The sequence below is a fragment of the Cyclobacteriaceae bacterium genome (assembly GCA_013141055.1).
Classification (GTDB): Bacteria; Bacteroidota; Bacteroidia; order Cytophagales; family Cyclobacteriaceae; genus ELB16-189.
The window spans coordinates 508,927-532,047 of sequence record JABFRS010000002.1; the positions used below are offsets into that span (position 1 = coordinate 508,927).

General features: G+C 41.6%; 20 protein-coding genes. 10 read left to right on the top strand and 10 right to left on the bottom strand.

Annotated elements, in window-relative coordinates:
- Nucleotides 1-4: 4 nt before the first annotated feature.
- Together gyrB and HOP08_16750 are read right to left on the bottom strand one after the other, a co-directional pair.
- Entirely contained in the window at nt 5-1,963 is a 1,959-nt protein-coding gene (gene gyrB, locus HOP08_16745; GenBank protein NOT76579.1) for a DNA topoisomerase (ATP-hydrolyzing) subunit B, read from the bottom strand.
- A gap of 143 nt (nt 1,964-2,106) precedes the next feature.
- On the bottom strand, nt 2,107-3,048 hold the full coding sequence (locus HOP08_16750) for a polyphosphate kinase 2 family protein (GenBank protein NOT76580.1): 942 nt from the start codon (nt 3,046-3,048) through the stop codon (nt 2,107-2,109).
- 151 nt (nt 3,049-3,199) lie between these two features.
- On the opposite strand from HOP08_16750, the gene HOP08_16755 reads away from it, so the two are divergent.
- Nucleotides 3,200-3,652 carry a hypothetical protein gene (locus HOP08_16755; GenBank protein NOT76581.1) on the top strand — a complete coding sequence of 151 codons (453 nt, stop codon included), beginning with the start codon at nt 3,200-3,202 and terminating at the stop codon, nt 3,650-3,652.
- A gap of 16 nt (nt 3,653-3,668) precedes the next feature.
- Here HOP08_16755 and HOP08_16760 read toward each other — a convergent pair whose 3' ends face one another.
- The 4 genes from HOP08_16760 to HOP08_16775 are packed head-to-tail and all read right to left on the bottom strand — an operon-like array spanning nt 3,669 to nt 8,499.
- Nucleotides 3,669-4,034: a CoA-binding protein gene (locus tag HOP08_16760; protein NOT76582.1), complete on the bottom strand. Its 366-nt coding sequence runs from the start codon at nt 4,032-4,034 to the stop codon at nt 3,669-3,671.
- A 40-nt stretch (nt 4,035-4,074) separates the two neighbouring features.
- Nucleotides 4,075-5,646, bottom strand: a complete 1,572-nt coding sequence (locus HOP08_16765) for an FAD-binding protein (GenBank protein ID NOT76583.1) — start codon at nt 5,644-5,646, stop codon at nt 4,075-4,077.
- Nucleotides 5,647-5,695: 49 nt separating this feature from the next.
- Nucleotides 5,696-7,504 (bottom strand): toxin-antitoxin system YwqK family antitoxin, encoded by a 1,809-nt coding sequence (locus HOP08_16770; protein NOT76584.1) that lies wholly within the window; start codon nt 7,502-7,504, stop codon nt 5,696-5,698.
- 41 nt (nt 7,505-7,545) lie between these two features.
- On the bottom strand, nt 7,546-8,499 hold the full coding sequence (locus HOP08_16775) for a tryptophan 2,3-dioxygenase (protein ID NOT76585.1): 954 nt from the start codon (nt 8,497-8,499) through the stop codon (nt 7,546-7,548).
- Between the two features lie 37 nt (nt 8,500-8,536).
- Between HOP08_16775 and HOP08_16780 the strand changes: the two genes are divergently transcribed.
- Nucleotides 8,537-9,757, top strand: a complete 1,221-nt coding sequence (locus HOP08_16780; GenBank protein ID NOT76586.1) for an acyl-CoA dehydrogenase — start codon at nt 8,537-8,539, stop codon at nt 9,755-9,757.
- 2 nt (nt 9,758-9,759) lie between these two features.
- The gene (gene wecB, locus HOP08_16785; GenBank protein NOT76587.1) at nt 9,760-10,833 is read left to right on the top strand and encodes a UDP-N-acetylglucosamine 2-epimerase (non-hydrolyzing); all 1,074 of its coding nucleotides are present in this window, start codon (nt 9,760-9,762) and stop codon (nt 10,831-10,833) included.
- Here the strand turns inward: wecB and HOP08_16790 are convergent.
- Entirely contained in the window at nt 10,830-11,906 is a 1,077-nt protein-coding gene (locus HOP08_16790; protein ID NOT76588.1) for a DUF1573 domain-containing protein, read from the bottom strand. The genes wecB and HOP08_16790 overlap by 4 nt on opposite strands.
- 164 nt (nt 11,907-12,070) lie before the next feature.
- Between HOP08_16790 and trpS the strand changes: the two genes are divergently transcribed.
- The gene (gene trpS / locus HOP08_16795; GenBank protein ID NOT76589.1) at nt 12,071-13,042 is read left to right on the top strand and encodes a tryptophan--tRNA ligase; all 972 of its coding nucleotides are present in this window, start codon (nt 12,071-12,073) and stop codon (nt 13,040-13,042) included.
- Between the two features lie 54 nt (nt 13,043-13,096).
- On the opposite strand, the gene HOP08_16800 is transcribed toward trpS, so the two are convergent.
- Complete coding sequence (locus HOP08_16800; GenBank protein ID NOT76590.1) at nt 13,097-13,507, bottom strand: hypothetical protein; 411 nt, start codon at nt 13,505-13,507, stop codon at nt 13,097-13,099.
- Nucleotides 13,508-13,599: 92 nt separating this feature from the next.
- Here HOP08_16800 and hppD point away from each other — a divergent pair, with 92 nt between their 5' ends.
- From hppD to mtaB, 4 genes are read left to right on the top strand one after another with little or no spacing between them, the layout of a single operon-like run.
- A complete protein-coding gene (hppD, locus tag HOP08_16805; GenBank protein NOT76591.1) occupies nt 13,600-14,694 on the top strand; it encodes a 4-hydroxyphenylpyruvate dioxygenase in 1,095 nt (364 codons plus the stop codon).
- Between the two features lie 48 nt (nt 14,695-14,742).
- Nucleotides 14,743-16,467 carry a phospho-sugar mutase gene (locus tag HOP08_16810; protein ID NOT76592.1) on the top strand — a complete coding sequence of 575 codons (1,725 nt, stop codon included), beginning with the start codon at nt 14,743-14,745 and terminating at the stop codon, nt 16,465-16,467.
- Between the two features lie 5 nt (nt 16,468-16,472).
- Complete coding sequence (locus HOP08_16815) at nt 16,473-16,916, top strand: DUF1572 family protein (GenBank protein ID NOT76593.1); 444 nt, start codon at nt 16,473-16,475, stop codon at nt 16,914-16,916.
- Nucleotides 16,917-16,956: 40 nt separating this feature from the next.
- Nucleotides 16,957-18,273 (top strand): tRNA (N(6)-L-threonylcarbamoyladenosine(37)-C(2))-methylthiotransferase MtaB, encoded by a 1,317-nt coding sequence (mtaB, locus tag HOP08_16820; protein NOT76594.1) that lies wholly within the window; start codon nt 16,957-16,959, stop codon nt 18,271-18,273.
- On the opposite strand, the gene HOP08_16825 is transcribed toward mtaB, so the two are convergent.
- The gene (locus HOP08_16825) at nt 18,264-18,917 is read right to left on the bottom strand and encodes an ABC transporter ATP-binding protein (GenBank protein ID NOT76595.1); all 654 of its coding nucleotides are present in this window, start codon (nt 18,915-18,917) and stop codon (nt 18,264-18,266) included. The genes mtaB and HOP08_16825 overlap by 10 nt on opposite strands.
- A 58-nt stretch (nt 18,918-18,975) precedes the next feature.
- Between HOP08_16825 and sucC the strand changes: the two genes are divergently transcribed.
- The gene (gene sucC, locus HOP08_16830; GenBank protein ID NOT76596.1) at nt 18,976-20,187 is read left to right on the top strand and encodes an ADP-forming succinate--CoA ligase subunit beta; all 1,212 of its coding nucleotides are present in this window, start codon (nt 18,976-18,978) and stop codon (nt 20,185-20,187) included.
- Nucleotides 20,188-20,243: 56 nt separating this feature from the next.
- Nucleotides 20,244-21,137, top strand: coding sequence for an outer membrane beta-barrel protein (locus tag HOP08_16835; protein ID NOT76597.1), 894 nt, complete (start codon nt 20,244-20,246; stop codon nt 21,135-21,137).
- Between the two features lie 77 nt (nt 21,138-21,214).
- On the opposite strand, the gene HOP08_16840 is transcribed toward HOP08_16835, so the two are convergent.
- A complete protein-coding gene (locus HOP08_16840; GenBank protein ID NOT76598.1) occupies nt 21,215-23,119 on the bottom strand; it encodes a polysaccharide biosynthesis protein in 1,905 nt (634 codons plus the stop codon).
- Between the last annotated feature and the right edge of the window lie 2 nt (nt 23,120-23,121).

Consider the following 23,121-nt stretch of genomic DNA (forward strand, 5'->3'; position numbering starts at 1 on the left):
TCTATCAGATATCTATTTTTGCATACTTGGCATTCTTCTCAATGAACTCACGACGCGGCGCTACTTCGTCACCCATTAGCATAGAGAATAAATGATCCGCCTCAGCAGCAGACTCTATCCCAACTAACTTCAGCGTGCGCTTGTCCGGGTCCATGGTAGTGGTCCACAATTGTTCAGGATTCATTTCACCTAATCCTTTATAACGTTGGATGTTAACCGCATCTTCTTTTCCATCACGGGCGAGATCCTTGATGATAGCATCGCGCTCCTCCTCTGTCCAGCAATAGCGTTCTTCTTTTCCGCGCTTTAACAGATACAGTGGCGGCAAAGCAATGTAGACGTATCCCTGTTCAATCAAATCCTTCATATAGCGGAAAAAGAATGTGAGGATCAAGGTACGGATATGACTTCCATCAACATCCGCATCGGTCATAATGATAATCTTATGATAACGTAGCTTGTTCAGATTTAATGCCTTGGCATCGTCAACTGTTCCAAAGCTGACACCCATTGCCGTAATCATGTTCTTGATTTCTTCATTCTCATAAATCCTGTGCTCCTGTGCTTTCTCTACGTTGAGAATCTTACCACGGAGAGGAAGAATGGCCTGGAAGTGACGGTTCCTGCCCTGCTTGGCAGAACCACCGGCAGAATCACCTTCAACAAGATACAATTCACAAATCGCAGGATCAGCGCTGGCGCAATCTGCAAGTTTACCTGGCAAACCGGTTCCGCTGAGCACGTTCTTGCGCTGAACCATTTCGCGCGCCTTACGGGCAGCATGACGAGCCTGAGCGGCCAGAATAACCTTATTGACAATCAGACGGGCTTCCTTGGGATGTTCTTCCAGAAAATTCTGCAAAGCCTCTCCCACCGCCTGATCTACTGCACCCATTACATCAGAGTTACCGAGCTTGGTCTTGGTTTGTCCTTCAAACTGAGGCTCCGCAACTTTAACAGATACTACTGCTGTTAAGCCTTCACGAAAGTCATCACCAGCAATTTCAATCTTTGCCTTCTCCAGCAATCCAGATTTGTCGGCATAGGCTTTTAACGTTCTGGTTAGAGCTCTTCTGAAACCTGCAACGTGTGTTCCGCCTTCATGTGTATTGATATTGTTAACATACGACATCAGATTCTCGCTGAATGAAGTATTATAGCTCATCGCTACCTGAACAGGAATCGATCCTTCGCTACTTTCAACATAGATTGGTTCAGAAATAAGTTTCTCACGCGTTGAATCCATGTAGAGAACCATTTCTCGCAGCCCGCCTTCTGAAAAGAAGACATCACTTCGTGGAGCGCCCTTTTCGTCTAACTCACGCAGATCAGAAAGTGTTATTTTGATCCCTGGATTAAGGAAGGAAAGCTCACGGAGACGAGTGGAAATGGTTACGTAGTTGTATTCAAGAACAGGAAATATCTCGAAGTCAGGCTTAAAATCAATGGTTGTTCCTCTTCTCTCGGATTCACCGATAAACTTAACCGGTGCTTGAGGGATTCCTCTTCTGAAATGCTGTTCAGCAATTTTTCCATCGCGATAAACCGTGGCTTTCAGAGTTTCAGATAGCGCATTCACGCATGAAACCCCAACACCATGCAATCCTCCTGAAACTTTGTAAGTGTCTTTATCAAATTTACCGCCGGCGTGAAGGACAGTCATTACAACTTCGAGAGCAGAGCGCTTCTCTTTTTCCATCATGTCGGTAGGAATTCCACGTCCGTTATCCTCGACTGTAATGGAATTATCGGTATTGACTGTGACTTTGATCTCATCGCAATACCCGGCCATGGCCTCATCAATGGAGTTATCAACGACTTCCCAAACAAGGTGATGGAGGCCTTTTACACTCACGTCGCCGATGTACATAGCGGGTCTTTTCCGAACCGCTTCTAAACCTTCTAAAACCTGGATATTATTGGCTGAATAATCAGATGCCTTCTTTGCCTTTTGTTCGCTCATTTGGATGTTTTACAAAAGGCAAAAATAAGGCTTTTTGACGGCAAAAACTGCATTTTATACCTAAAAAATCAAAATATTATTCAGGTAAATGAATTCAATTTTCAGGCTGGTTTAGAAAGCCTTAAACCAGCCTTTAAAGAGGCCTATTTTTTAGTTTTTTTGGAAGCTTTTTTCTTACTCTTTGCCGGCTCTTCACTCAGAAGTTTTTGCTTGGCTTTCTGAAGCTCGGCGTGCTGTGCTTCACTCACAACCGGGTAGTTCAATTCAAGCTTTTCAAACTGTTCATGAATGACGGTAGCGATGGCCAGACGGGCATACCACTTATCATCGGCAGGAATGACAAACCATGGAGCATCCTTTGTTGATGTCGCGCTGATCGCTTCCTCATATGCTTTCTGATAGTCGTCCCAGAAGCCTCTTTCTTTAAGATCCGCAAGAGAGAATTTCCAGTTTTTGCTTGAATCATCAATGCGATCGAGGAATCTCTTCTTTTGCTCCTTCTTGGAAACGTTGAGGAAGAACTTTAAAATGATGGTACCATTATCCGTCAGATTCTTCTCAAATCTTCTGATCTGTTTGAAGCGTTGTTTCCAGAATTGCTTATCGATCTTCTTTATGGAATCGATTCCTGGTATATTTTCATTCAGAACAAACTCCGGATGAACACGCGTCACCAGTACATTTTCATAATGTGAACGATTGTGAATCGCTATCTCTCCCCTGGCAGGCAGCGCCATCTCATGTCTCCAGAAATAATTATGATCCAGTTCGTGAGATGTAGGTGCTTTGAAACTGTAAACCTTCACACCCAATGGATTGAATCCTGACATGATATGCTTTACGGCTCCATCCTTGCCGGCAGCATCCATCGCTTGAAAAATGATCAATACTGAATAACGATTATGCGCATAAAGTTCATCCTGAATCTTGGATAACTCACTGCGACTGATGGCAAGAAGTTTCTCAGCATCTTCCTTGTTGAGACTTTTTCCAGTATAGCCGGTGTCATAGTCCTTTAGCCGAATGTTTGTTTCAGGTTTAACAGAAAGATCCTTGATGCTAATGAGTTTTTTATCGCTGGCCATGATGGATTGATTTAATGATTGCTAAAATAGTTCTTCAATTGATACTTCCTTTGACTTTACCTGAGAATATCTTCGGAAGAAATCACTTCTAAAAAGTAATTATTCGGCCATTTTGGTCTAAATTTCATTATCTGCTTGAATATCTGAAGCTATGGTAAAATTGCTCCTTACAATACTAACTGCCTGTGCGGGCTTTTCTTTCAACTCCTTTGCTCAGGATGAATCTTCCGCTGTTAAAGCAGTTATCGAAAAAGAAACAACATCATTTTTTGCTGTAGATAAGAAAAACTGGGAGGGCACCTGGCTCAAAGCTCCTTATGCTTATTGGTCGTATGCTGATTCCACCAGTGGAAGCTTCGTTGAGGGCACAGAAAAGATCATGGAGAATTTTAATGAGTACTTCAAAACAGCAAAGCCATCAAAATCAAAAATAGAAAGAGTCTGGCTTGAAGTAAGGATCTATAACAAAGGCGCTTATGTACGCTTCATTCAAAAGGCAACTGATGGCATTGACATAGAACAAACTTCTGAGACCCGCGTGCTTGAAAAAGATAAGGATGGAAAGTGGAAGATTGTATTTCTTAGCGCAGTGGTGAAGTATTAATTGAAAAAGAAACCCTCTAGTATTGTCCGGTGCGCAACATTACCAGCGTACATGCCTCCAGCGCCTCAGCACCAGAGTCATTTACTTTCTTAATGAACTCATCGTTCTCAGTTCCAGGATTGAATATCACGCGAGACGGTTTCAAACTCAAAATGTAGTCGTACCACTCTGGCTGGTTGCGAGGACCGATATAAAGTGTAATTGTATCCACATCCTTAATTTCAGGCTTTGCTCTCAGATCAAGTATCTGATTACCAAGAACTTCACCCTTCTTGATACTTAGAGGAACAATTGTATGTCCATAGCGCTTAAGGTTTTCAGCGGCAATGTAGGCATAGCGTGATGGATTACTGGTTGCTCCTATGATTACTGTCTTCTTCATCTACTGTTTAAAAAAAAAATTGGCCTAATTAAGTTCCAAATCATTGGATCATTTTACTGATAGCTTCAGCACAACGCTCTCCATCCAGCGCTGCAGAAACTATGCCACCAGCATACCCTGCTCCTTCACCACACGGGAACAATCTTTTGATCTGTGGGTGCTCAAGGCTTTCTCTATCGCGTGGAATGCGTACCGGTGATGATGTTCTGCTTTCCACTCCTACTACCTGAGCGTCATTGGTAAGATATCCCTTCATTTTTTCGCCAAAATTTTTGAATCCCTGGCGTAAGCTTTCGGTGATGAACTTTGGAAAAATTTCTCCGACTGGTGCTGACACCAATCCTGGCTGATAGGAAGTTTCAGGTAATGTTGAAGAGGATCTATTCTCCACAAAATCGATCAATCTCTGAGCGGGAGCATATTGCTTGCTGCCTGCCATCGTACAGGCTTTCTGCTCAATCTCTTTTTGAAAATATAATCCGGCCAGCGGACCAAACTTTTCAAAGCCTTTAAAATTTGAAGTTTCAACAGCTACCACAATTCCTGAATTGGCAAATTTGGAATCCCTTCGCGATGGACTCATTCCATTCACAACAATTTCGCCAGGGGCAGTGGCAGCAGGAACAATAAATCCTCCCGGACACATACAAAAAGAAAATACGCCTGTCTGTTGATTGCCTGTCTTTACCTGATGAACCAATGAATAAGAAGATGCCGGAAGATAGGGTCCTCTGTCAACATCACAGTGATATTGCACTTTGTCAATCAATTGCTGAGGGTGTTCGGCTCTCACTCCCAATGCAAAAGGTTTGGCTTCAATCAGAATTTTATGGTGATGAAGCAGCTCAAAAATATCCCGAGAAGAATGACCTGTAGCAAGAATTACTCCTTCACCTGGAATCGTTTCGCCACCTGCGGTAACAATGCCTTTAATCTCGCTGGAGGAAATGACAAGATCTGTCACTCTGGTATCAAATCGTATTTCACCACCTGCCTGAAGGATCGTATTACGAAGTTCCTTTACAACCTGCGGCAGCTTATTTGTACCAATGTGAGGATGAGCATCGTAGAGTATTTCTTCAGTGGCTCCATGGAGCACAAGCATCTCAAGAACCTTTCTCACATCACCCCGCTTTGTTGATCGGGTATAAAGTTTTCCGTCAGAATAAGTTCCTGCTCCTCCTTCACCAAAACAATAGTTAGATTCCGGATTAACAATATGCTCTTTATTAATCGCTGCAATGTCTCTTCTTCTGGTTTGAACATCTTTCCCTCTTTCAAGCACTATGGGCTTGATGCCTGATTCCATCAATCTTAGCGCAGCGAATAAACCCGCAGGACCCGCTCCTACAATAATTACCTGTTTTGATCCTGATACATCGGGATAATTCTTCTGATAAGCAATGGACTTACTAACATCTTCTTTGGAAATTACTTCCACAAGAATTTTAACCACTGCATTTCTGCTACGGGCGTCAATGGATCTTCTGATAAGCTTAAATGATTTATCTCCTTCAGGTGAAAGCTTCAGACGATCAAGAATAGTCTTCTGAAAAAGTTCAGGATCGAAGGCCTCCTGTGGGGACAATATCAACTCAACTTGCTGCTGCATCATGAAAGGTGTTATCCTTTAAACGATTCAATAAATAACTACAGCAGGTCTATCGCCTGCCGTCAAAAGAGAATGAGTATCCAAAGTTCAAACCGAACCGGACACTTTGAGAAAATGCATTGTGATTTAATCCACTAAAAACCTCCTGAAATACCGGCTCCACATCAAACATTCTATAGCCAATATTATAACCCACTACCGCATCAATTGTGAAGCCATCACCATCATTCTTCTGCATGAGTCGGGTCCCGATCATCACACCATACTCAGCACGTTGCTCCGATGCACTGGCGGTGATGATATTATTGGGTGATCCTGAAAAGGTCATATTGTTAAAATATCCAATATTAGTGAACCTTACTTCATGACCGAAGTACCACATTCCAGTGTTGATGGTATTATAGAATTTTTGCTTTAGCGCAATAGAGTAGCCTCGTTGAAAAGTCTTACCAGCCGGTACTTCAGAATCAGAAGTAAAGAAGGGTGACCTGATTCCTTCAAATTCAAATTCATGACCCAGGCGCTGCTCGTTGTAAAACTCAATTGCCAACGGCATTCTTCCAATGAATGAAAGCATTGGGTTGCCGGCAATGATTACACTGTGATACTCAGGAAAACGTGGTTGGAAGTAGTAAAAACCCTGTTTTCTGGCGTTACGGTTTATAGGCTGCGGTGCATTTTTGGTCTTATTGATTAACGCATTGATTTCAGAAGCCAACTGATTGTTTTCGTAAAATGGCTTATAATATCCTGAAAGCGTTCCGTCCTGCTCATACAATTCCCATGTACCAACTCTCAGATCATCTTCCATCATTCCCTTTGTCTGAAGAGTGCCGCTAGGATAATATCCTTTGTAAAGACCTTTGCCATTTACAAAATCACATTCACCCTCGAGCTTTCCGTCAGAAGAAAAGTATTGCCATTTTCCATCATAGGTTCCTTTAACGATCTGACCTTTTGCTTTTAATTTTTTGTCGGGATAGTATTCACGATAATCTCCGGTACCATTCAGATAAGTGATCTCACTTTTAATAGAACCATCACGAGAGAAAGTGCTCCAGTAACCATTCTTCATTCCCTTGATGAATTCCCCGGTTGAACTTACAGTTCCGTCCTCAAAATAATATTTCCATTGACCTACCGATTCATCATTTTCATAAAATCCGGCTGAAGATACCTTTCCGGTGGCGTAGTAATGTTTCCACTCACCGCTCTTCTTTCCATTGACGTAATCACCTTCACTTTGTAAAGTGCCATCTTCAGCAAAGTAGCGCCAATGACCAACATTCTTTGCTCCCGATCTTGGACCTTCAGCAAATATTTTCCCTGAATGATAGTATTCTGTAAATCGACCATGGTCATCGACATATTCAATCTCTCCCCTTCGCGTTCCATCTTCAAAATAAGTATCCCAAAGTCCTGAACGTTTATCCGCAACGAAATCTCCCTTCTCTTTCAGTTCACCACTTTCATAGTAAATCTTCCATTCACCTTCTCTGTTCCTTCCGCTCACAGTTCCTTCCATACTTTTTACGCCATTCTCAAAAAAGTATTCCCATGTTCCATAATTGGAACCTTGCCGAAGAATACCTTTCATTCTTGGATTTCCAGTCTCGTAGTAAAATTCCCAGAGGCCGGTTGTTTCGTTATTCATGAACTGGCCTTTTGAGTCCATGTTGCCATTAAGGAAATAGGAAATGTATCGGCCTTGTAAGATATTTTGAATAGTATCTCTTACCTGATAGATCTCTTTGATGTTCTTTTTTGCAGCGTCATAATACACATACCGGGTAACAGACTGAGCCTGTCCCAGCAAGGGAAAAATGATTACGGCCGCCAACCAACCAAACTTTCTCACAAAAGGGATTTGAGCAGTAAATCTACTAAAAAAATGGGATTTCAGGCAGGAAACAATGCTTTCTCCACCCCCGGTTTACCCCATTCGGCCTTTTCCTGAGCAGACCACAATTCTGGAAAGAACATGATCTTTTGAAAACGCGGGGGAAGGTATTTTTGCCAGTTCGTACCACCTGTTGCTTTGATATCCTCCGGGTCTTTATGCAAGTAACGCCCAGCAGATCGTAAATGAGATAAAGGCCAGAATACATTTGCCAAGAGATCAAATTCCCGAAGCTTTGCAATTACTTCCTGATCTGTCTCAAAATTCTTATGAAATATCTTACGAAGGTTTTTATCACGATGCTTCATAGCCGTATCGCGGAATTCTTTCATGTATTTTTCCTCGAACTGCTGAAGGGTAAGTGTTTTCTTCCCGGAAGACAACTCGGTAGCACCACTTCTCCAATAAAGTTTTTCGACCTGCTGACCAATGTCTCCATATTCACCCAGGGCTTCCCTATGTTGAATATCAACAAGATTGATAAGGTCCGTAGAGCAAATCTCGATCAATCGGTATTGCGCTGATTGAAATCCGCTGGCAGGAAGCAATGACATTCTGAATTTCAGAAACTGATCACGTTCCATTCCATCGATCATAATATCAAAAGAGTCTGTAAGATTTCTGAAGTAGCGAATCATCCTTCCAAGTCGCTCGACAAAGAACTTATTATCGATCGTTTCTCTGGAAACAATTTGTTCAATCTCCCACAGGACAAGATTGAAATACAATTCAGTGATCTGATGATAGGTGATAAAAACCCGTTCATCAGGAAATTGCGTTTTAGGATTCTGAAGGCTCAGCAATGTATCGAGATGAATATAATCCCAATAGGTGAGGTAATCAGAATGGAGCAATCCGTCAAGATAGGATGACAGATCCTGACCCATAACAGCATACTTCTGCTGTAGTTTTAACAACTGTTCCTGAAGCTTCGGATCAAGTGGAGAATCCATTCAATTGGTTTAAATTTGGATCAAAATTACAAATAGTATGTCAACCTCCGCTGCGCCCTCATCCAAAGCCAAAAAATCGCTCAAGCAAGATGCTTACGAACATCCTGACTTCTACAAAATCGATGATTTGCTCACGGAGGAACATAAGCTGATACGAAGTTCTATACGCGATTTCGTTAAGCGTGAAATATCTCCCTTCATTGAAGACTGGGCACAAAGGGCTCACTTTCCGTACGAGATCGTAAGGAAGTTTGGTGAGATCGGTGCCTTTGGTCCTACCATTCCGACAGAGTACGGTGGCGGTGGTCTTGATTATATCTCTTATGGAATTCTCATGCAGGAAATTGAACGAGGTGACTCAGGGATGAGGTCTACCGCTTCTGTTCAAGGTTCACTGGTGATGTATCCTATTTATAAATTTGGTAACGAAGCTCAGCGTAAAAAATATTTGCCAAAACTTGCTTCAGGCGAATGGCTTGGATGTTTTGGATTAACTGAACCGGATCATGGATCGAATCCCAGTGGCATGGTGACCAATTTCAAAGACATGGGCGATCATTATTTATTGAATGGCGCTAAGATGTGGATCTCCAATTCACCAAAGGCAGATCTTGCTGTTGTTTGGGCAAAAGATGAAAAAGGAAGAATTCATGGACTGGTAGTGGAAAGAGGAATGCCAGGCTTCAGCACTCCTGAAACACATGGCAAGTGGTCGCTAAGAGCAAGCACTACGGGTGAACTTGTATTTGATAATGTAAAAGTTCCTAAAGAAAATCTATTACCAAATAAAAATGGTTTGGGAGCACCCTTGATGTGCCTTGATTCTGCCCGTTATGGAATTGCATGGGGCGCGTTAGGTGCGGCAATGGATTGTTATGACTCAGCAAGACGTTATGCTATTGAAAGAATTCAGTTTGGAAAACCAATTGCATCCTTTCAACTGGTTCAGAAAAAATTGTCGGAGATGCTTACCAAAATAACCATGGCACAATTACTAACATGGAGACTTGGTGTGTTAATGAATGAGGGCAAAGGAACGACCCCTCAAATATCCATGGCAAAGAGAAATAATGTTCAGATTGCTTTAGAGATTGCACGGGAGGCAAGACAGATCCATGGTGGAATGGGAATTACTGGGGAATTTTCAATTATGAGACATATGATGAATCTTGAGTCGGTTGTTACCTATGAAGGAACTCATGACATTCATTTATTGATTTTGGGGAATGAGATAACCGGGATACCTGCATTTAGTTAATAATGAAAATTGTAACCATCATTGGAGCGCGCCCTCAATTTATAAAGGCGGCTACCGTTTCACGCGAGTGCAAAAAATCTTCCGTTAACGAAATCATTGTTCACACCGGTCAGCACTTCGACGCTAATATGTCTGATGTCTTTTTTAAAGAAATGGACATTCCAACACCCAACTATCATCTTGAGATTAATAGCCTTGGGCATGGTGCCATGACTGGACGGATGCTGGAAAAGATCGAAGAGGTATTGATTTCTGAAAAACCAAATGCAGTGCTGGTCTACGGCGATACCAATTCAACTCTTGCCGGAGCTTTGGCAGCTTCAAAGATTCATATTCCCATCGCTCACGTGGAAGCGGGACTTAGAAGTTTTGATATGAACATGCCAGAAGAAGTTAATCGCATTCTCACTGATCGTATCAGCAGATGGCTCTTCTGCCCTACTGCCACAGCTGTGAATAATCTGGTTAAAGAAGGATATAAAGGTTTCGGTTCGCTCATTGAGCAGCCAGGAGATGTTATGTATGATGCCGTTATGTTTTATAAACAAAAGGCAAAGGAAAACTCTACTGTCGTTAAGAAAGAATCATTAAAAGAAAATGGATTTGCATTGGTAACACTGCATCGCGCAGAAAACACCAATGATCCTGAAAGACTTAAAAGCATTTGCAGGGCTCTGAATGAAATTCACAAGACGGTGCCAGTAGTAATGCCGCTTCATCCTCGAACAAAAAGTTTTCTCAAATCTTTAAATATAAATCTTGATGTAAAGATCATTGACCCAGTAGGTTACTTCGACATGCTTTCACTTCTGGACAATTGCCGTTTAGTGTTAACTGATAGTGGCGGACTTCAAAAGGAAGCTTATTTTTTTAATAAATTCTGTATTACCCTTCGCGATCAAACGGAATGGGTCGAATTAATCGAGGCCGGAGCTAATGAACTTGCCGGAGCTGATGATCAAAAGATTCTCTCAATATTTAATAAAAACAAGGACAGAATAATCAAAGGAGAACCTCTTTATGGCCACGGCAACGCTGCGGAAAAAATCGTTGCGTCACTAAAAAAACTGATTTAATCTTCTTCGATGAAAGCCTGAACCAAAAGTCTTTGGATCGGATTTCTCGGATCATCTGAATAGACAGTGATAGCTTTTTGTTGAGTACCTCCTCTTTTTTGAGGAGTAAATGAAATCTTAAGCGTAGTGGAATCTCCTGGCTTAACAACATTCTTCTCTGTCTCAGCAGTAATACAAGAACAATTTCCCTGCAGGGACTTGATTGTCAAATCTTTTTTTCCCGTATTAATTACAACCATGGATGTGTTGACAGGCCTACCAGAACGAAAGCTTCCAAGATCAATGCTCTGCTCCTTCATGAACAACGTTGGAACCTGAGTCGCCTCCGCTCCTACAGGACTTACGTAATACTCTTCAAGAGAAGCAAAAACTGAAAATGACTTCGCCTCATATCCATGGTCATCTGTTGTGATCTGGATATTGTCAGAAGCAAAACCAAACTGATTCTTCTTTTTTCCATCATAGGAAATCTTAATGAATCCTTTCTCCTGGGGAGCAAGTTCTGCTGGCATTTCAACTTTCATATAGGAAGGTGCTGAAACTGAAATGAATTTAATAGGAACTGTTCCTCCGTTCATGACAGGAAACTGTTTTTGCTCTGAAGGACGGTTGATGTAAACCGTTCCAAAGCTGAAAGACTTGGCTTTAAAATACAGATTACCATCATCCACATGAAAATCGGTTACCGTTTCAGGCTTCCCGTCTACCACCTGTCCTTTTATCTGAAGTATAACCGGATTGTTATCCAAACTTGTTCTGACTGATAATGTTTTGTTGAAATATCCTGGTCGTCCTTTTGGATCAAAGCTTGCCTTAATGAATCCTGTTGCGCCTTGTGCAATGGAGTTTTGTGACCAGCCTGGAGTTGTGCATCCACATGAAGCATCTACGGAAATTATCTTTATTGATTTACCACTGTTGTTGGTAAACACAAATTCGTGATTGACACTTCCCTTGGTTTCATCGACATCCCCGAAATCAAAGAGCTTTTCACGAAATATGATTTGCTCTACTTGTTGGGTATTCCCCTCAAAGCATATTATCGCAAAGACTATTATCAACAACTTCTTCATGGCGCAAAATTATTATAAAGATTTGGGGAATCACTAACCCATTTTGTTAACGTACACAATAGATATGCCAGTGCACCCAAGGCTTGGGTTTATTAATGGACTAAGCATTGGTTTTTGCATTAATATGCACGAAACCTTTACTTTTGCTGCCTACATTTACATTTATGGCAAGAATTCTGACAGGTATTCAAAGCAGTGGACTTCCTCACCTGGGGAATCTTTTGGGGGCGATCATTCCTGCCATCAAACTCTCAAACAAGAGCGGAAACGATTCGCTCTTCTTCATTGCCGACCTTCATTCTTTAACCACAATCAAAGATGGAGAGTTACGGAAAAGGAATACAATGGCAGTTGCCGCTGCATGGATTGCTTTTGGTTTCGATACAAAGAAGAACATGCTCTATCGTCAAAGCCGTATTCCTGAAGTATGTGAATTGACCTGGTATTTAAGTTGTTTGACACCTTTTCCAATGTTGTCGAATGCTCATTCTTTTAAAGATAAATCAGACCGGCTGTCAGACGTCAACGCAGGTTTGTTTACATATCCCGTTTTGATGGCATCTGATATCTTATTGTATGATGCCAATATAGTTCCAGTTGGAAAGGACCAGAAGCAGCACGTTGAAATGACGCGCGACATTGGTTCTGCATTTAACAATCAGTATGGTGAAACGTTTGTTATCCCGGAAGCTCAGATTGAGGAACAGGTGATGACTATTCCGGGGGTCGATGGTCAGAAGATGAGTAAATCATATAACAACATCATTGACATCTTTCTGAATGAAAAGGATTTAAAAAAACAGGTGATGTCTATCGTAACTGACAGCACTCCGATGGAATCGCCAAAGGATCCTGACAAAGACAATGTATTTGCAATCTATAAGCTTGTTGCAACAGCTGAACAGACTGATGAACTTCGTAAGAAATATTTAGCGGGCAATTTTGGCTACGGACATGCAAAGCAGGAACTTCTTACCGTGTTGATTGAAAAGTACAAGAAAGAACGGGAGACATTCCAATATCTGATGGCTCATACAGATGAACTCAATAAGATACTCGAGAGTGGCGAAGAGAGAGCAAGAGTGATTGCCAGGGAAGTATTGGCGAAAGTTAGGGCAAAAGTCGGATTCAATTAAAAACCAGAAATCAGAAAGACTCAAGGTCATTTCCAATTTCTGATTTAATTCTAATTATTGTTGTGCTGTCCAGACCACCTGCTGGTTATCTGTTCCGATATTCAAAACAATTCTTACCGGATTAGGAAGTAATACCAGTTTAGTTTCTTTATCAGGATAATCATCCATTTCTACAAACACTCCTTCCGTTGGAGGTACTGAATACTCATTCTTCTTATTAACGGTATAAGTCTTTGCTATATATGAAACGGGTACCAGTACATCGGTATCAGGACAGTACTCATCATGTACATCCTGAATGGCTGCTTCCAGCTCGTCTCCATACTCATCCTGAAAAGCATCCTCTAGTTCGTGAAGCTTTTCCTCGAGGTCATCATATTTGGGATTGCTGTAATCCAATTTCAACAATTCCAGCCGGCATTTAATGATCTCCTGAAGTGCCTTATCAACTGCTATAACGTCCATTTTGGAAAATTTTGCCAAGATTAGAGAAATGCCGGCAGATAATAAAACAAACCTCCGAATAGATTAATTTTGAGTTTCAAACGATAACGGAGATGAAACAGGACTTTCTACCCATCAATGGGACCGACCATATTGAATTTTATGTCGGAAACGCAAAACAAGCCGCCTTATACTATCAGCATTGCTTCGGCTTCAATCTCATAGCGTATGCAGGGCCAGAAACCGGTGTCCGGGACAGGGCATCTTATGTCCTTCAGCAAAACAAGATCAGATTCGTTCTCACCACCTCTCTTACAGAAAATTCCGAGATCGAAGAACATGTAAAAAAGCATGGGGATGGCGTCAAAGTTCTTGCCCTCTGGGTTGATGACGCAACAAAATCATTTAATGAAACGGTAGTCCGTGGGGCACATCCAGCATTCGCACCTCATACGATTAAAGATCAATTCGGAGAAGTTGTGATCTCTGCCATTCATACCTATGGTGAAACGATTCACACTTTTGTAGAGCGGAAAAATTATAAGGGCGCGTTCCTTCCGGGATATCAGCCCATCACTCAAACATTTAAAGCAGAGAGCACAGGGTTAAAATACATTGACCATTGCGTAGGAAATGTTGAATTGGGGAAAATGAATTATTGGGTTGATTTCTATGAAAAAGTAATGGGCTTCGAACTGTTAATCACATTTGATGACAGTGATATATCAACTGAATACAGCTCATTGATGTCGAAAGTTGTTTCTAACGGCAACGGTTACATTAAATTTCCAATCAATGAACCTGCTGAAGGAAAAAAGAAATCACAAATAGAAGAATATCTTGACTTCTATAAGAGTCCAGGTGTACAGCACATTGCAATCGCAACGGATGATATTATTAAAACTGTTTCGGAACTTCGCAAAAGAGGTGTTGAGTTCCTCCGGGTTCCGGACGTGTATTATGAAGATGTAAGACAACGTGTTGGCGATATCAATGAAGATTGGAAGGAATTACAAAAAGAGAATATCCTGATCGATCGCGATGAGGAAGGATATCTGCTCCAGATCTTTAGCAAGCCCGTTCAGGACCGCCCTACCCTGTTCTTTGAGATCATTGAACGCAATGGAGCAAAATCATTCGGCAAGGGAAACTTCAAGGCACTCTTTGAGTCGATCGAACGCGAACAGGCTTTAAGGGGAAACTTGTGATCCATCATTTTTAATCTCATTTATCATTTTTAATTTTCTAAAAAAAATATGTCTGACTTACTCTCAGTTGCTACCGATACTGCCAAAAAATGGCTCAATAGTAATATCGATGATGAATCAAAAAAACAGATCAAAGCATTGCTGGAGAATTCTGATAAGAAAGTTCTGATCAACAGCTTTTATAAGAATCTTGAATTTGGAACCGGTGGACTTCGTGGAATTATGGGAGTAGGATCCAATTGCATGAATCAATATACCCTTGGATTTGCAACCCAGGGATTGGCTAACTATCTCAATAAATCCTTTCCAAATCAAACCATACAGGTTGCCATTGCCCATGATTGCCGAAACAATAGCCGGTATTTCGCTGAGGTGACCGCAAACATCTTTTCAGCAAATGGAATAACAGTTCATCTATTTCCCGAACTAAGACCCACTCCCTTACTATCCTATGCTATCCGGCATTTGAAATGCCAATCTGGTGTGGTGATCACAGCTTCACACAATCCAAAGGAGTATAATGGATACAAGGCTTACTGGAATGATGGAGCTCAGCTAGTACCTCCGCACGATCATAACGTCATGACTGAAGTGAATGCACTTACAAGTTTTGATCAGATAAAATTCACGCCTGATAAATCGAAGATAAAATCCATCGGCTCAGAGGTGGAAGAAGCTTATTATCAGGAAGTTCTGAAACTAATTCCGCGTCAGGAAAGCATTAAAAAACAAAGCGCAATCTCTCTTGTCTATTCAAGTCTGCACGGTGCGGGAATCACCATGGTTCCCGAGTGCCTGAGGAGACTCGGATTCCAAAATGTAAACGTCATTGAAGAACAACGTGTGCCGGATGGAAACTTCCCAACCATCTCTTCACCAAATCCTGAAGAACGATCCGCGATGGATCTGGCTTTGAAAAAAGCAAAAGAAATCAACGCTGACCTTGTTATGGCAACTGACCCTGACACCGATCGCGTTGGGATTGGAATCAAGAATGATAAAGGCGAATTTTTCCTATTGAATGGAAATCAGGCATTGGCATTAATGGTCTGGTTTATTCTTAAGAATCTTAAGTCGAAAGAAAGTTCATACATCGCTAAAACCATTGTTACCACTGACCTCATCGACAAGATGGCGGAACAAATGGAAATCGAATGTGTTAATACCCTCACTGGTTTCAAATACATAGCCGAATTGATTAGGGATAATGAAGGCAAAAAGAAGTTTATTGTTGCAGGTGAGGAAAGCTATGGATACATGGTGGGAGACTTTGTCCGTGACAAGGATGCAGTTTCCGCGTGTGCATTCTTTGCAGCCATGGCCGCGGCAGCAAAAGATGAAGGAAAGACTCTTTACTCATGGCTGATTCAGCTCTATACAGAATATGGATTCTATAAAGAAGGGCTTGTTAATCTTGTGAAAACAGGAGCTGAAGGCGAACAACAGATAAAATATATGATGGAGCAGTTCCGCAACAACCCTCCTCATGTAATTGCAGGTCAGAAGGTGATTAAAGTATTTGACTATAAGACCAGTGAAGAGAAAAATCTTCTGAATGGACATATCAAACCAATCAACCTTCCAAAGTCTGATGTTCTTCAGTTCGTAACATGGGAAGGCGCAAAAATTTCCGTAAGACCTTCCGGCACGGAGCCTAAAATAAAATTCTATATCAGCGTGAGCCTTAGAATGGAGAACCCAAAGAACTTTGAGTTGGCCTCCAAGCATCTTGATGAGAAGATTAAAAAAATTGAGAAAGATATTATCCGATGAAAGAGTTGGTACTTGAGTCATTGCAGAGCGTTTTTATCAGAGATCTTGGTAAACTTGAAGCAGAGCTTAAACTCTATCCTTCTGAAAAATCCCTTTGGGAAATCAAGGGTGATATAAAGAATTCTGCAGGAAATTTATGCCTTCACCTCTGTGGAAATCTTCAGAACTATATTGGAGGTATTCTTGGCAAGAGTGGATACATCCGAAATCGCGATAATGAATTTGCCGCTAAGAATATTCCCCTAAATCAGCTGGTCGAAGAGATTGGGCGTGCGAAGAAAGCAATTGAAAACACACTTCCTCATCTCACCAAAGAGCAATTGGAATCTGACTATCCTGAGCAAGTATTTGGATATCCAGTCAAGACATTGTTTTTTCTGATCCATCTTTCGGCTCATCTCAGCTATCATCTCGGCCAGGTGAATTATCACCGAAGGCTGGTGGAGTGACCCTTCAAAAGTTTCATTCTCCTTATCTTTGTGGCCACAGATGAAAAAAGTGGCTTTTTATACGTTGGGATGCAAACTTAATTTCTCAGAGACCTCCACAATCTCAAGGAAATTTGAAGAGAATGGCTACCGGAAGGTAGACTTTACTGACGCTCCCGACATTTTCATTATTAACACTTGCTCGGTTACTGAGAATGTCGATAAAAAATATCACAAGATCGTTCGCGAGGCAAGAGCTATTTCTCCAAATGCCTATGTGGCCATCATCGGTTGTTACTCACAACTAAAGCCAAAGGAGATTTCAGAAATCCCTGGAGTGGATGCTGTTCTGGGTGCATCTGAAAAATTCAGACTCGTTGAATTACTGGATGGATTTGTTCGTCCCCCCCAGCCCATCGTCATTTCTTCTGATATCTCTGAAGCCTCAACATTTACAACTTCATATTCAATGAATGATCGCACCAGGACTTTCCTTAAAGTTCAGGATGGTTGTGATTATTCCTGCAGCTTTTGCACCATTCCATTGGCGAGAGGAGGAAGCAGAAGTGATTCAATAGAAAACATTCTTAAGACCGCTGAAGAAATTGCCAGGACCGAAGTTAAAGAGATCGTCTTAACAGGAGTGAATACGGGCGACTTTGGAATTCAAAATGGAATAAGAGTGGAGCGTTTCATTCAATTAGTGCAGGCTTTGGATAAAGTGAGTGGAATTGAACGATTTCGAATTTCATCCATTGAGCCGAATCTCCTTTCAAATGATATCATAGAATTCGTTGCAACCTCCAACCGGTTTGCTCCTCACTTCCATATTCCCCTGCAGTCTGGTTCTGATAAGATTCTTAAGCTGATGCGAAGGAGATATCAGAGGCAGCTTTATACCGAACGTGTGAATAAAATCAAGACAGTAATGCCTCATGCCTGTATTGGTGTTGATGTGATTGTCGGTTTTCCGGGAGAAACGCATGAAGATTTTCTTGAGACCTATAATTTTCTGAACGAGCTGAACATTTCTTATCTCCATGTTTTTACATACTCCGAACGGGAGAAAACTTTGGCTGTAAATCTTTCAGGAATTGTTCCAATGAAGGATCGAAGTGAACGATCTCGAATGCTTCACATTCTGTCAGAAAAGAAAAAGAGAGTCTTTTATGAAGAGAATGTAAATTCAGAACACATGGTCATCTTTGAAAATGATATTGAGGATGGCATGATGCATGGCTTTACAGAAAATTATGTTCGTGTTGCCATTCCTTATGATCCTATGATGGTGCGCGAGATTCAGCGGGTGAAGATCACATCGATCAATGAAAAAGGTGTGGCGTTGGGTGAAGAGGTTCTCGCCTCCGCTCATGCCTGAATAATCCCGTCTCTCATCTCAAGTTTCCGGTCTGCCATATCCGCAAATTCCTGATTGTGAGTAACGATAATAAATGTCTGCCCTCTCTTTTCGCGAAGCTTGAAGAAAAGTTCGTGAAGTTCTCTCGCATTTTTTGAATCAAGGTTTCCACTTGGCTCATCTGCAAGAATCAGATCCGGTGAGTTGATCAATGCTCGTGCTACCGCGGTACGCTGCTGCTCCCCTCCCGACATTTCAGCAGGCTTGTGGTGGATGCGATCTTTTAGTCCCAACTCTTCAAGTAGTTGCTCAGCTTCTGATTTCACTTCTGAATCCTTTCTACCGGAAAGCAGTCCAGGTATCATTACATTTTCCAACGCAGTAAACTCCGGCAAAAGGTTATGGAATTGAAACACGAATCCAATATGCTTGTTCCTGTAGGATGCTAATTCATTAGCCGACTGGGAAAAGACATCCTGACCTTTTACGGTGATTCTTCCTTTGTCCGGGGTATCGAGTGTTCCCAGCATATGAAGCAACGTGCTTTTACCTGCACCGGAGGCCCCAACAATAGAAACTACCTCTCCTTTCTTTACGGAAAGGTCTACCCCTTTCAGGACTTTCAAGGTCCCATAAGACTTCTCAATACTTATTGCTTCGAGCATACAATCGTTCTTGAAATAAAGGTTTAAAAAAAGTAGCTTGCTTGCAAAATATAGTTCTATGAATATCCACGAATACCAGGCAAAAGATCTTCTTAAAAAGTACGGAGTAGCAGTTCAGGGAGGCATCGTCGCTGATACCCCTGACCGGGCTGTTGCAGCCGCCAAGGAACTCCAGGCTGAAACTGGTACAAAATGGTTCGTGGTGAAATCTCAGATACATGCAGGCGGTCGTGGGAAAGGTACTGTTAATGAGACAGGTTCCAAAGGTGTCGTTCTGGCCAAGAGCGTGGATGAAGTATTTGAGAAGTCAAAGGCTATTCTGGGAGGAACGTTGGTAACACATCAGACTGGCCCGGCAGGTAAAAAAGTAAACAAAGTTCTTATTGCTCAGGATGTTTATTATCCGGGAGAATCAGAACCGAAAGAATATTATGTGAGTATTCTGCTGGATCGTTCCAAAAGCAAGCCTGTGATTATGGCGTCAACAGAAGGCGGTATGAACATTGAAGATGTTGCGGCTGAAACTCCTGAAAAAATCATCAAGGAATGGATTGAGCCAGGCATCGGACTTCAGCCTTTTCAGGCCAGAAAAGTGGCTTTTGCACTCGGATTGGAAGGAAACGCCTTTAAGGAAATGATCAAGTTTCTGACGGCATTATACACTGCCTACATGGCTAGTGATGCATCGATGTTTGAGATCAATCCTGTTCTTAAAACTTCCGATAATAAGATCATTGCAGTAGATGGAAAAGTAAATCTTGATGACAATGCTTTATATCGTCATAAGGATCTTGCTGAACTGCGTGATATAACGGAAGAAGATCCGTTAGAAGTAGAAGCAGGTGCATCGGGTCTAAACTATGTCAAGTTGGATGGTAACGTTGGATGTATGGTGAATGGTGCCGGTCTAGCGATGGCGACCATGGATATCATTAAGATCTCTGGTGGTGAGCCGGCAAATTTCCTGGACGTGGGTGGTGGCGCGAATGCTGAAACTGTTGAAGCAGGGTTCAGGATTATCCTTAAAGATCCTAATGTTAAGGCCATTTTGATCAATATTTTTGGTGGAATTGTGCGTTGTGACCGCGTTGCGAGCGGTGTGGTGGAAGCCTATAAAAAGGTGGGAAACATCCCTGTGCCAATTATTGTGCGTTTACAGGGCACAAATGCAGAGGAAGGGGCCAAAATCATCCAGCAATCAGGTTTGAAGGTGTTTTCGGCCATCTTATTGAAGGATGCAGCGCAAAAAATCAAAGAAGTTCTGGCCTAAGGGCCGGTTTCCTTCTTGGCTTAATTTTTATAAATTGCTTAATTAAAGGGCTTTAAATGAAAAAAATTGTACTGGTTGGCTTTCTAGCAGGATTTCTGGCGTCGGATGTTGTGCTAGCTCAGAGTTTCTTTGCAATGCGCAGGGATCGTTCATTGATCCTGACCGTGGGAACAGGAACTTCCTCTTATTTAGGCGATTTGGCCAATGAAGGCGATTATCTTCAGGCTAATCTCAACCTGCACGCAGGACTTCAGTATTATTTATCCAACAGAATTGCCATCCGCTCTGAAGTATCATGGTTCCAGCTTCACGGGGATGATGCAAAAGGCACTATTGAAAGTGGTCGTAGAAACAGAAACCTTAATTTTCAGTCCAATAATTTTGAGATCAATGGGGTTGCGATGATAAGCTTATATCCTCAGGGAAGAAGCTTTTATCAGAGACCGCCTTTCAATCTTTATGGATTCGCTGGTGTTGGATTATTGTATTTTAATCCAACAACAGAATATAATGGTGCTAAATACCAGCTTCAACCTCAACAAACTGAATTAGTAAGCTACAGTCTTGTAACACCTATAATTCCAATGGGTATTGGAATGAGATTCAAACTTGGACCTTTTACAAATCTTTCGATTGAGGCCGGTTATCGCAAGACTTTTACCGATTATCTGGATGATGTAAGTACTATTCACCATGATGCTGCCAAATTTCCCAATGCACTTGCTGCAGCTCTTTCCGACAGAAGACCAGAAATTGGTTTAGCTCTGAAAGAAGAAGGTTTTTTACGAGGAAATCCTAATAACAATGATGCTTATATCCTTTATAGTGTAAAGGTTGAGTACTATCTGCCGATCAACTTTTTCCAGGGTGGCGGTGGTGGCCAGAAAACGTTTAAGACAAAACGTAAAGCTTTCTATCGCTACAATAAGCGTGGCGGATTAAAGAAATAAGCAGAGCATCAAAAGTTAAAGCTTAATACAAAAAATAAGCTCCTTGCAATAAAGGAGCTCGGGATTACAGCTTCAATTTAAAACTCTGTAACTCGCTTGGTATCAAGCACTTCGTATCGGGAGTAATTGCTCTTGTACTCAGGAACCAACTCTTTCATCAAGGCTACCATCTTCAGTTCATTGCGGTCATTGACTAGATCTACAAACAACTCTACATAGCGATTGATCTCTTCATAGGAATACTCCTGAACCTTTGCAATTAGGATCTTCTCGTGATGAGTCGGAATTGTATTCTCCTGATTGGAAAGGAGTTCTTCAAACAATTTCTCTCCTTCGCGAAGTCCTGTGAAATGAATTTCAATATCACGATCTGGCTCAAGGCCCGATAACCAAATCATTTTCTTAGCAAGATCTAGGATCTTAACCGACTTACCCATATCAAAAATGAATATCTCCCCTCCTTTGCCCATGGTTCCTGCTTCAAGAACCAGTTGGCAAGCTTCAGGGATGGTCATAAAGAAGCGTGTAATTTCAGGATGAGTAACCGTGATAGGGCCACCGTATTCTATTTGTTTCTTAAAGAGCGGAATGACAGAGCCATTGGATCCAAGAACATTTCCAAAGCGAGTCGTTACAAAAGAAGTTCTTGAAGGCTGCTCTCCGACATAATTATTAAGAGATTGAACATAGATCTCAGCGATACGCTTGGAGCAACCCATGACATTGGTTGGATTAACAGCCTTATCGGTTGATATCATGACAAATTTCTTCACATGATTCTCTACGGAAAGATCAGCGAGGTTTTTTGTTCCGAGGATATTACACACCACTGCTTCCGAAGGATTGCTTTCCATCATTGGAACGTGCTTGTAAGCTGCGGCATGAAATACCATTTCAGGTTTTTGTTCCCTGAAGATAGAAGCGATACGATCACGATTGGTAATATCTGCGAGGAAGGTTATGACCTTAACATTTGTATCAATTGTAATGAGCTCACGTTCAAGCTCATATAGCGCAGATTCGGCCTGATCAATAGCAATAATACACTCCGGGTGGTAAAGAATAACCTGCTTGACAAGTTCCTTTCCGATGGAACCTGCTGCACCCGTGATCATTATTCTTTTGCCTTTCAGATCACGCTCAACATTTTCCTTGTTCAGTCTGATAGATTCCCGACCCAATAAATCTTCAATGTTGATTTCCTTTATTTGATTAAAGCTCAACTCACCCTTCGCCCACTTATCGATTGGCGGAATAACACGAACTCTAACCTGATTTTGAATGCAGCTGTCTACTACTTCATTTCTTCTCTCCAACGTGATGTCTTTCGCTGCAATTACCAGCTCATCAAATGCTTGTTCTTTTAAAAGCGAGTCAAGGTCTTCTTTTCTGGCACTGTAAATCCTTACACCATCCAATACCTTTCCTATCTTGTCAGGATTATCTTCCAGAAAACCCATTATTCTCATCCTAGAGGATGAATCAATTACGTGACGGGTTATAATTCCTGTCTGACCTGCACCAAAAATCAATACCCTCGAGCGTTTCAGAAGATGGTCTCTGTAAAAAGAAAAAATGTATTTAACTAAGAGGCGATAATTAAACAGAAACAGGAAAGAAGAGAGAAAACAAATTAAGATGACTGAATAAGGTACAATATTCCTAAGGTGGTTATATGCAAAGAAGATGTCCAGAGAGATTACAAGCATCATATTCAAGACTACCATGTAAAAGATTCTGGCACCGTCCTGAAGGCCTGTATATCGAATAATTCCCCTGTAGCTTCCTGTGATTACGATAGAAACGAGTCCGCAGGTTGCGTAGATCATCATTCCTTCCTGGAAATGGTATTTAACCAGATCATCAGATGAGAAGTTAAATCTTAATAGATATGCAAGGAATGCGGAGAATGAAATAAAAAAAAGGTCGATGAAAATAATCACCCACCTCGGTAAAATCCTAAGATTCTTAACCAGCTTAATCC

Bases quoted from the DNA above. Each gene is read 5' to 3' on its own strand.
- gyrB (NOT76579.1), bottom strand. From the start codon at position 1,963: ATGAGCGAACAAAAGGCAAAGAAGGCATCTGATTATTCAGCCAATAAT.
- HOP08_16750 (NOT76580.1), bottom strand. From the start codon at position 3,048: ATGGCCAGCGATAAAAAACTCATTAGCATCAAGGATCTTTCTGTTAAA.
- HOP08_16755 (NOT76581.1), top strand. From the start codon at position 3,200: ATGGTAAAATTGCTCCTTACAATACTAACTGCCTGTGCGGGCTTTTCT.
- HOP08_16760 (NOT76582.1), bottom strand. From the start codon at position 4,034: ATGAAGAAGACAGTAATCATAGGAGCAACCAGTAATCCATCACGCTAT.
- HOP08_16765 (NOT76583.1), bottom strand. From the start codon at position 5,646: ATGCAGCAGCAAGTTGAGTTGATATTGTCCCCACAGGAGGCCTTCGAT.
- HOP08_16775 (NOT76585.1), bottom strand. From the start codon at position 8,499: ATGGATTCTCCACTTGATCCGAAGCTTCAGGAACAGTTGTTAAAACTA.
- HOP08_16780 (NOT76586.1), top strand. From the start codon at position 8,537: ATGTCAACCTCCGCTGCGCCCTCATCCAAAGCCAAAAAATCGCTCAAG.
- wecB (NOT76587.1), top strand. From the start codon at position 9,760: ATGAAAATTGTAACCATCATTGGAGCGCGCCCTCAATTTATAAAGGCG.
- HOP08_16790 (NOT76588.1), bottom strand. From the start codon at position 11,906: ATGAAGAAGTTGTTGATAATAGTCTTTGCGATAATATGCTTTGAGGGG.
- trpS (NOT76589.1), top strand. From the start codon at position 12,071: ATGGCAAGAATTCTGACAGGTATTCAAAGCAGTGGACTTCCTCACCTG.
- HOP08_16800 (NOT76590.1), bottom strand. From the start codon at position 13,507: ATGGACGTTATAGCAGTTGATAAGGCACTTCAGGAGATCATTAAATGC.
- hppD (NOT76591.1), top strand. From the start codon at position 13,600: ATGAAACAGGACTTTCTACCCATCAATGGGACCGACCATATTGAATTT.
- HOP08_16810 (NOT76592.1), top strand. From the start codon at position 14,743: ATGTCTGACTTACTCTCAGTTGCTACCGATACTGCCAAAAAATGGCTC.
- mtaB (NOT76594.1), top strand. From the start codon at position 16,957: ATGAAAAAAGTGGCTTTTTATACGTTGGGATGCAAACTTAATTTCTCA.
- HOP08_16825 (NOT76595.1), bottom strand. From the start codon at position 18,917: ATGCTCGAAGCAATAAGTATTGAGAAGTCTTATGGGACCTTGAAAGTC.
- sucC (NOT76596.1), top strand. From the start codon at position 18,976: ATGAATATCCACGAATACCAGGCAAAAGATCTTCTTAAAAAGTACGGA.
- HOP08_16835 (NOT76597.1), top strand. From the start codon at position 20,244: ATGAAAAAAATTGTACTGGTTGGCTTTCTAGCAGGATTTCTGGCGTCG.